This window comes from Vibrio sp. Evd11, from assembly GCF_900382755.1.
In the GTDB taxonomy this organism is placed as follows: Bacteria; Pseudomonadota; Gammaproteobacteria; order Enterobacterales; family Vibrionaceae; genus Vibrio; species Vibrio lentus.
Window position 1 is genome coordinate 1 of record NZ_OSDX01000107.1, and the last position, 9320, is coordinate 9320.

At 45.0% G+C, this 9320-nt stretch carries 8 protein-coding genes; 2 read left to right on the forward strand and 6 right to left on the reverse strand.

All coding sequences use genetic code 11. The annotated features are described in order from the left end of the window. Positions 1–461: 461 nt before the first annotated feature. From fre to trxA, 6 genes are all read right to left on the reverse strand, one after another. On the reverse strand, positions 462–1175 hold the full coding sequence (gene fre, locus ED652_RS23235; RefSeq protein ID WP_122056309.1) for an NAD(P)H-flavin reductase: 714 nt from the start codon (positions 1173–1175) through the stop codon (positions 462–464). A gap of 20 nt (positions 1176–1195) precedes the next feature. Continuing rightward, positions 1196–1465, reverse strand: coding sequence for a 2Fe-2S iron-sulfur cluster-binding protein (locus tag ED652_RS23240; protein WP_122056310.1), 270 nt, complete (start codon positions 1463–1465; stop codon positions 1196–1198). Then, positions 1462–3303 carry a 4-hydroxy-3-polyprenylbenzoate decarboxylase gene (gene ubiD, locus ED652_RS23245; RefSeq protein WP_122056311.1) on the reverse strand — a complete coding sequence of 614 codons (1842 nt, stop codon included), beginning with the start codon at positions 3301–3303 and terminating at the stop codon, positions 1462–1464. The genes ED652_RS23240 and ubiD overlap by 4 nt, the downstream gene beginning before the upstream one ends. A gap of 98 nt (positions 3304–3401) precedes the next feature. Then, on the reverse strand, positions 3402–4397 hold the full coding sequence (locus ED652_RS23250) for a hypothetical protein (protein WP_122056312.1): 996 nt from the start codon (positions 4395–4397) through the stop codon (positions 3402–3404). 110 nt (positions 4398–4507) lie between these two features. Further along, complete coding sequence (gene rho / locus ED652_RS23255) at positions 4508–5767, reverse strand: transcription termination factor Rho (protein WP_010440702.1); 1260 nt, start codon at positions 5765–5767, stop codon at positions 4508–4510. 200 nt (positions 5768–5967) lie between these two features. Further along, positions 5968–6294, reverse strand: a complete 327-nt coding sequence (gene trxA / locus ED652_RS23260; RefSeq protein WP_010440700.1) for a thioredoxin TrxA — start codon at positions 6292–6294, stop codon at positions 5968–5970. A gap of 111 nt (positions 6295–6405) precedes the next feature. Between trxA and rhlB the strand changes: the two genes are divergently transcribed. Both rhlB and gppA read left to right on the forward strand, forming a co-directional pair. Then, the gene (gene rhlB / locus ED652_RS23265; protein WP_004736636.1) at positions 6406–7716 is read left to right on the forward strand and encodes an ATP-dependent RNA helicase RhlB; all 1311 of its coding nucleotides are present in this window, start codon (positions 6406–6408) and stop codon (positions 7714–7716) included. 6 nt (positions 7717–7722) lie between these two features. Further along, complete coding sequence (gene gppA, locus ED652_RS23270) at positions 7723–9216, forward strand: guanosine-5'-triphosphate,3'-diphosphate diphosphatase (protein ID WP_102291277.1); 1494 nt, start codon at positions 7723–7725, stop codon at positions 9214–9216. The last annotated feature ends 104 nt before the right edge of the window (positions 9217–9320 follow it).

Sequence of the window (9320 nt, forward strand, 5' to 3'; positions counted from 1 at the left end):
CTGTGCCGAATAACTACAAGTAGTTAAACGTATTGGTCACTCAGTTCATTGAAATCAATTTTGATTCCGAAGAATCTGTTTTACCTAACGATAAAACGTTTTGATATTCATCAACGAGTGCCCACACAGATTGATAGGTTTAAATTATTAAAGAGCTTCACTTGTTGAGCGTTCCTTTTAAGTAAGGAGCCCCTCGAAGTGGACGGCCATTCTAGCGAATTAACATTCAGTGTCAAACACTTTTTGAAAATTAATTTTTGTCGCTTTCCGTCTAACTGACTGTTGCTGAAGCCTTGTGGCGTCTGCCGTCTCAGTGGTGTCGCATTATAGGGAACCCTCTCAGCTTAGCAACTACTTTTTCATGAAAAATGAATAAATAGAGGTTAAGTGCCTAATAGTTCACCTAAACGGAAAAAAGAGAGCATTTCTGCTCTCTTTTTGCTCTAAATCTAAAAGTATTCTTAGATAAACGCGTAAGCATCTGCGTACATATGGTCACGCTTTGCTTCTTTATTTTGAGTAAACAAGTCTCTTGCAGCACCTGCCATTTCGAAACGACCCGCAATGTAGATATCAAAATCAGCTAATGATTCGAAACTTTGCGTGATTGCTTCTAATACATTACCCGTTTGACCGTGCCAAACTTCAGGTGCTTCTTCTACTACTGGTACAAAATGTACATTGCTGTGTTTTGCTGCAATGTCGACAAGCTCTTCCTTCGCATACAGCTGGCACTCATCTTTTGCGCCCCAGTATAGATGAATCTCTTTTCTACTGTTCTGCGCGATGCAGTGATCGAGAATAGAGCGCACGTAGCTAAAGCCAGTACCACCAGCAATTAGTAACAGAGGACGATCGCTTTCTTCTTTAACCCACGCATCACCGTGCGGAGCATCAATAGCTATGTCGCCATCTTCAGCTTGCGCTTTCTTCATTACCTCAACAACTTCTGAAGCGTAAGCATTGTGCTCAGCTGCACCAATGTGTAACTCAAGCTCGCCTTCATGACGACAAGGGCTGCTTGCAATCGAAAATGGACGCTTGTCTTTTTCACCCATTTCAACCATCAAGTATTGGCCAGCTTTAAAAGCGACCGGTGTTTCTGGGTGAAGTAGGATTTGGTAAGTGTTACAAGCTAATGGCTCGATAGACTTCACTTTACATTTAATAGTCATGTTCTTCCTCTCACTAACCCTTAATCGGCAAAGGTTAGAACTAAATTACTTTCTGCAAATGCTTGGCAAGCAAAAATCCAACCTTGTAACTGCTCTTTCTCTGTGAGCATGGGTTCAAGGTGGTAACTCACTCGGCCTTCTAATTTTTTGCACATGCACATAGCGCATGCACCAACTTGGCAACGGTTTGGAAAATTGATATTGCTGTTGAGCGCAGCATCCAAAACCGTTTGCCCTTTTTCTACGGTAAAACTGATATTTTCTGGGTATAAGACTACTTGGAAGCTCATGAGATTCCTAGTTGTTCCCAGATGCTATCAATTTTTTTAACGACGTCTGGGTTCTTAGTGATTGGAACACCCCACTCACGCAGGCACTCACCTTCAAACTTGTTCGTCGCATCTAGACCCATTTTTGAATGTCCAGTTTGGTTTTTCAGGAAGAACGTATCTCTTGCCGGATCCATTCTTGTAGTCACCGCCCAGATAATGTCATTCCAGTCACTGACGTTAACGTCACTATCACACACGATGACAAACTTGTTCTCATCGAACTGAGACCAAACCGCTTCAATGATTTTCTTACCATTGCCTGCCGCTTGTTTATCGATAGACACAACGACCATGCACGCATTGTCATTCTGTAAGTGAATATCAATAATTTCAGGGAAGGTTTCGGTTAGCTCAGCTAAGCAACCTTCAACATACTGACTATCTATAGGTAAATATTTAGCATCAGGTGATAGTGCCAACTCCGCATCCCACTTTTTAGTAATGTCTAAACCCATTTTTGAGCCTAAACCTACCACTGGCGATGCAAAGTCTAGTGAATCGATAGGCGTGTTCTCTATCATCAAGCTATCACGAGACGGATCCATATGTTCACACATAGCAGCGGTCACTTGAGACCAATCACGTGCGTTAACATCCTCATCGCATACCAAAACAAATTTGGTGTACATGAATTGGCGTAGGAAAGACCATACACCCATCATCACTCGCTTAGCGTGACCTGGGTATTGCTTCTTCATGGTCACGACCGCCATTCGGTACGAACAACCTTCAGGTGGCAAGTAGAAGTCTTCTATCTCTGGGAATTGCTTTTGAAGAATAGGAACAAACACTTCATTTAACGCAACACCTAATACCGCGGGCTCATCAGGTGGACGGCCAGTATAGGTACTGTGATAGATCGGATTCTCTCGCATGGTTACATGAGTAATAGTAAACACATGATGCTTTTCTTTCTCGTTGTAGTAACCAGTATGGTCTCCGTATGGCCCTTCGTCTGCGAACTCATTCGGGTCGATGTAACCTTCCATTACGATTTCAGCACTCGCTGGCACTTCTAAGTCGTTGCTAATTGATTTAACGACCTCAGTTTTGCTACCACGTAGTAAGCCAGAAAACGCGTATTCCGATAAGGTATCAGGAACTGGCGTAACGGCACCAAGAATGGTGGCCGGATCGGCACCAAACGCTACCGATACAGGGAATGGCTTGCCTGGGTTGGTTCCCATCCAATCACGTAGATCAAGCGCTCCACCGCGGTGGGCTAACCAACGCATGATGATTTTATTCTTACCGATCTTCTGTTGACGATAGATGCCTAAGTTTTGGCGTTTCTTGTTCGGGCCACGAGTAACCGTTAAGCCCCATGTTAGCAATGGCGCAACATCGTCTGCCCAACAGCTCATCACGGGGATTTTATCTAGGTCGACGTCATCACCCTGCCATACGATTTGTTGACAGGCAGCCTTACGAAGACGCTTAGCTGGCATATTTAAGACTTGCTTAAACACAGGCAGCTTATCGATAGCATCTTTAAAACCTTTTGGTGGCTCAGGTTCTTTTAAGTAAGCAAGCAACTTGCCCACTTCACGTAACTCTTTGACCTCTTGACGCCCCATACCAATGGCTACGCGATCAGGTGTACCGAATAGATTGGTCAAAACAGGCATGTCATAGCCTACGGGATTTTCAAATAAAAGAGCCGGGCCACCAGCACGTAGAGTACGGTCGCTAATCTCGGTCATTTCATAGTCTGGGTCGACAGGGTGAGAAATGCGTTTCAACTGACCAATGCTTTCAAGATGGTCGACAAAATCACGTAAATCTTTAAAACTCATAGGGCTTCTACATGCTGATTATTCTGCGCTCAGTATATCAAAAAGGGTGACGCTGAGATCCCCCTTTTTAGTGTGGTTATTGAGAGGCAAAATCCACTTTACGGTAATGCTTGCTCGATCAAAGAGCTCTTCACCTGAGGGTTATCATTCACAAGATCTTGCAACCAGCGAGTATGGCCTTGTTTTGCCAGCTCACGAGCAACCAACGATGCTTCATCGGCTATCGCCATCCGAGAGACAAGAAACTGTTTCACCTCTTCTGAGAGCGGGTTCACTTTGGTCAAGAGCATGATGGCTTCATCTTTCAAACGCGGGTTCTTGGTCGCAGCCATAACCTGTTCAAGCGCGAAAGTTTGTTTGGTTTCAGCAAGACGTACCAGCTCTGCTTGGCTGTGGTAGTCAGCCTTCATACGCCATAAGATCTTGTAGACCTCAGGGTCTTCACTAACTTGTGCCAGTCGAACCACAACTTCCGTTGAGGGCAACCAACTTACGATAGACGAAGTGGTCAGTTGCTTAGTCAAATAATCAACGGCTTCAGGTGACAAACTATCGAGCTCTCTGATTAACAGCGCTTCTCGCGCTTGAACCTGATGCTCTGGGCCAGATAACCACTCTTTTAAATCGAGCTCTTGTTTCTCAGCATCTAACACAAAGACCAATGTCTTTTGGTCTTGGCGCCATTGTTTGATTAATCGGTTAGCAATCGAAGGGTAATTAAAGGCAGGTACCGTAAACTCATAGCCATCGCCACGCTCCAATACTTGGTAAGTTGGCGCAATAGCAAGTTGCTGTTCAATGAAGATAGACATCTTAGGCGTGAGTACGACTTTTTGCTGTTCGAGCTTTTTCAAGAGTTGGTAACGAGCCACCTCTTGCTGAGGAAATGTCAGACGCTCGAGTGCAAAGCGCAGCGAATTGACTTCGTCACGTACGACAAATTCGAGTAATTCAGCAGTTTTCAGTTTTACTTGATCATTCTCAAGCCAAGACTCTACTGTAGTTGGAGACATCTCAGTGGCATAGCTCATACCAACCGGGGAAAATAACAGTGAAGTAGACAGGAGTAATGATGACAACAGTCCATGTTGCATTTTAACTTCCTTGTAACACTTTGGGTCATTCTGCAAGCTGTCGCTACAAAATGCAAATAAAAAGCGCCACCCGAAGGCAGCGCTTTTTAATAACTATCAGCTAATCAAGACTACTGACGACGCATTGCGTCAAAGAACTCATCGTTCGTTTTGGTCATTGCTAGCTTATCGATAAGGAATTCCATTGCGTCGATTTCGCCCATTGGGTGAACAATCTTACGCAGGATCCACATCTTCTGTAGTTCATCGTTCTTCGTAAGAAGCTCTTCACGACGAGTACCAGAGCGGTTGAAGTCAATCGCTGGGAATACACGCTTTTCAGCAATCTTACGGTTAAGGTGCAGTTCCATGTTACCTGTACCTTTGAATTCTTCGTAGATAACTTCATCCATCTTAGAACCAGTATCAACCAGTGCTGTTGCGATGATAGTTAAGCTACCGCCTTCTTCTACGTTACGTGCCGCACCGAAGAAACGCTTTGGACGATGTAGAGCATTTGCATCAACACCACCAGTAAGAACTTTACCTGATGAAGGAATCACAGTGTTGTAAGCACGAGCTAGACGAGTGATTGAGTCCAGTAGGATAACCACGTCTTTTTTGTGTTCAACAAGACGCTTCGCCTTCTCGATTACCATTTCTGCAACTTGCACGTGGCGAGATGCTGGTTCATCGAAAGTCGATGCGATTACTTCGCCTTTAACTAGGCGCTGCATTTCTGTTACTTCTTCTGGACGCTCATCGATAAGTAGAACCATTAGTTCACACTCAGGATGGTTGCGTGCAATGCTTTGTGCAATATTTTGCAGAAGCATTGTCTTACCTGCTTTAGGCGGAGCAACAATCAGACCACGCTGACCTTTACCAATTGGTGAAGCAAGGTCAAGAATTCGAGCTGTGATATCTTCAGTCGCGCCGTTACCCGCTTCCATTACCATACGTTCGTTGGCATGAAGAGGAGTCAGGTTTTCAAAAAGGATTTTGTTACGAGCGTTGTCTGGCTTGTCGTAGTTAACCGTGTTTACTTTAAGCAGTGCAAAGTAACGTTCGCCATCTTTAGGTGGACGGATTTTACCGCCAATCGAGTCACCTGTGCGAAGGTTAAAACGACGAATCTGGCTTGGTGATACGTAAATATCATCTGGTCCAGCAAGGTACGAGCTGTCGCCGCTACGCAGGAAACCAAAACCGTCTTGAAGAATTTCTAGAACACCATCACCAAAGATGTCTTCACCACTTTTTGCATGCGCTTTAAGGATGGAGAAGATAATGTCTTGTTTTCTTAGACGAGCTTGATTTTCAAGACCTAGGCTTTCGCTAAGTTTAACAAGTTCAGACACAGGTCTGTTCTTCAGTTCAGTGAGATTCATAGTGGTGGAAGTTTGTTTAGTCAAAATAGGATCTGTTTTCTTAAGTTAAGAAGGAGTTGGTCACAGGATCGACCAAGAAGAGAAATTCGTTCAATTAACGTGCGATAAATTAGCACTAAAACTAAGACTAGTCCATAGCTTAGAAAAAACAAAACCGCGCATTTGTTAACTGCGCGGTTTCTTTTCAAAGGCTCACCTAATTAAAGGTTAGCGTCTAGGAACTCTTTAAGTTGAGTTTTAGACAATGCACCAACTTTAGTTGCTGCTACGCCGCCATCTTTGAAAAGAAGTAGCGTTGGAATACCACGAATACCAAACTTTGGTGGAGTTCCAGCATTCTGGTCGATATTTAATTTACCGATAGTGAGCTTGCCTTCGTACTCGTCTGCGATTTCATCAAGAATCGGAGCAATCATTTTACATGGACCACACCATTCTGCCCAAAAATCAACAAGAACCGGGCCTGCAGCGTTGATCACATCGTTATCAAAACCGTCATCAGTTAGCTGCAAAATCTTATCACTCATCTTCCACTCCAATGTATTTTTTAGAACTGGTTGGATGATAACCAGTAAATAGATGCCCTATTGGAATGTATTTACTTTCGTATTGCAAGCTTAAGCTGATATTCTATAGCAATGAAAAAGACGCATATCACAGAGCAAAAGTTCGCCGACTTGGATTTACTCCCGCAAGTCATTGAAGGATTGGAGAAAAAAGGGTTCGATTACTGTACCCCTATCCAAGCCTTGGCGCTCCCGGTACTGCTCACCGGCCAAGACATCGCAGGCCAGGCCCAAACGGGTACTGGTAAAACGCTAGCGTTTCTTACTGCTACATTCAACCACCTGCTAAAAACACCTGAGCATGAAGGCCGCAAGCCTAATCAGCCACGTGCGATTATTATGGCACCAACGCGTGAACTCGCGATTCAGATCTACAACGATGCTGACTCTCTGGTTGAAAGCACGGGTATCAAAGCAGCATTAGCTTACGGTGGCGAGAGCTACGACAAGCAACTAGGTAAGATCGAAGAAGGCGCAGATATCTTAATTGGTACGACTGGTCGCATCATCGATTTCTACAAACAAAAGGTATTTAACCTTAACCACATTCAAGCTGTTGTTCTTGACGAAGCTGATCGCATGTTCGATCTTGGTTTCATCAAAGACATCCGCTTCTTGTTCCGCCGTATGCCAGAACCTAAAGATCGCCTGAACATGCTGTTCTCTGCGACGCTGTCTTACCGCGTACAAGAACTTGCATTCGAACACATGCACAACCCAGAGCATGTCGTTGTTGAACCTGAGCGTAAGACCGGTCACCGTATTCAAGAAGAGCTTTTCTACCCTTCTAACGAACACAAAATGGCTCTTCTACAAACGTTAATCGAAGAAGAGTGGCCAGATCGCGCAATCATTTTCGCTAACACTAAGCACAAATGTGAATCAGTTTGGGGCCACTTGGCTGCCGATGGTCACCGTGTTGGTTTGCTAACGGGTGATGTTCCTCAGAAGAAACGTGAAAAGATTCTTGAGCAATTCACTAAAGGTGATGTTGACCTGCTTGTCGCAACGGATGTTGCAGCACGTGGCCTACACATCCCTCAAGTAACACACGTATTCAACTTTGACCTACCTGACGATTGTGAAGATTACGTTCACCGTATCGGCCGTACAGGTCGTGCTGGTGAAAGCGGTCACTCGATCAGCTTTGCTTGTGAAGATTACGCAATCAACTTGCCACCAATCGAAGAATACATTGAGCACGCTATCCCAATGTCTGACTACGATGCTTCTGCACTACTGGAAGATCTGCCAGCACCGATGCGCTTACGTACACGTAACCCGCAACAACGTCGCTCAAACAACAATGGTCCACGCAACGGTAACCGTAAACCAAACCAGAACCGTCGCCCACGCCAACCGCGTCATAACAAGGAAGCTTAGTCGCTTATGAGTCAAACAGTGTCACCCCCGCTTTACGCTGCAATCGACCTCGGGTCGAACAGTTTTCATATGCTCGTTGTGCGTCATATCGATGGCAGCGTTCAAACCATGGCTAAAATTAAGCGCAAGGTGCGTTTAGCTGCAGGCTTAAATGAAAACAATGCGCTTAGTACAGAAGCTATGCAGCGCGGCTGGGACTGTTTGAGTCTCTTTGCAGAGCGACTGCAAGATATTCCAAAAGAAAATATCCGCATTGTCGGTACCGCTACCCTGCGTACAGCGACTAATGTGGATATCTTTCTAGAGAAAGCGAACCAGATACTCGGTTACGACATCAATGTTATCTCTGGTGAAGAAGAAGCTGCGACTATCTATAAAGGCGTAGCACACACTTCTGGTGGCAGCGGCCGCCGACTAGTGGTTGATATTGGTGGTGCAAGTACCGAAATGATCATCGGTGAAGGTTTCTCAGCCAAAGCCTTAACCAGCCTAAAGATGGGTTGTGTTACTTGGCTTGAACGCCACTTTAAAGATCGCCAATTAACCGCAACCAACTTTGATAACGCCATTGAAGCGGCTAAATCTACGTTGGCTCCTATCCTTGATAGCTACACTGATATCGGATGGGATGTGTGTGTGGGTGCAAGTGGCACTGTTCAAGCACTGCAAGAAATCATGTTGGCGCAAGGCATGGATGAAGTCATTACTCATGCCAAACTTAAGCGTCTACAAAAACAAGCAATGATTACAGAGCGCTTAGAAGAGCTTGAGATAGAAGGCTTAACCCTTGAACGTGCATTAGTGTTCCCAAGTGGTCTTTCTATTCTTATCGCGATTTTTGAGCTGCTTGAAATTGATTCGATGACACTCGCTGGCGGCGCACTACGTGAAGGCCTAGCCTACGAGATGGTTGACGAACTACGCCAAGAAGATATCCGTGCTCGTACCGTGACAAGCGTTCAATCTCGCTACCAAATGGACGTGAGCTACGGTGAACAAGTGGCTGTACTAGCACAAACGTTGTTTGAACAAGCAGGAGCCGAAACTTGGGTTTCAGAGCCTCAAGCTAGCGTATTATTGCAAACTGCCGCGAAGCTTCATGAAATCGGTTTAACCATTGATTTCAAAAAAGGCGGAGAGCACAGCGCTTACTTACTACAGAACTTAGACTTGCCAGGCTTTACCCGAGCTCAAAAGCACTACTTGGGTGAGTTAGCACGTCGCTACCGTGAGCAATTAACCTCACTACCAGAACAACACGCTGTTTCTGGTACGAGCAGCAAGCGTATTTTACGTATTCTGCGTTTGGCTATTTTGCTTACCCATCGTCGTACTCCTGAACTGGAACCTAAAGTTCAACTGACGACAGAAGGCGACAATCTGACACTTACGATCTCGAAGCAATGGCTGCAAGACAACCCTCTCACAGCCGCAGAGCTAGAAATCGAATCCAATCGACAAACTGATATTGGCTGGCCACTGACTGTGTTAGAGCGTTAACACCTAACAAATAAGGATTAAGGTGTTGCGAAGCCAACACTAAATCACAAATAAGGATTAAGGTGTTGCGAAGCCAACACTAAATCCCGAGTGTTGAACAAGCC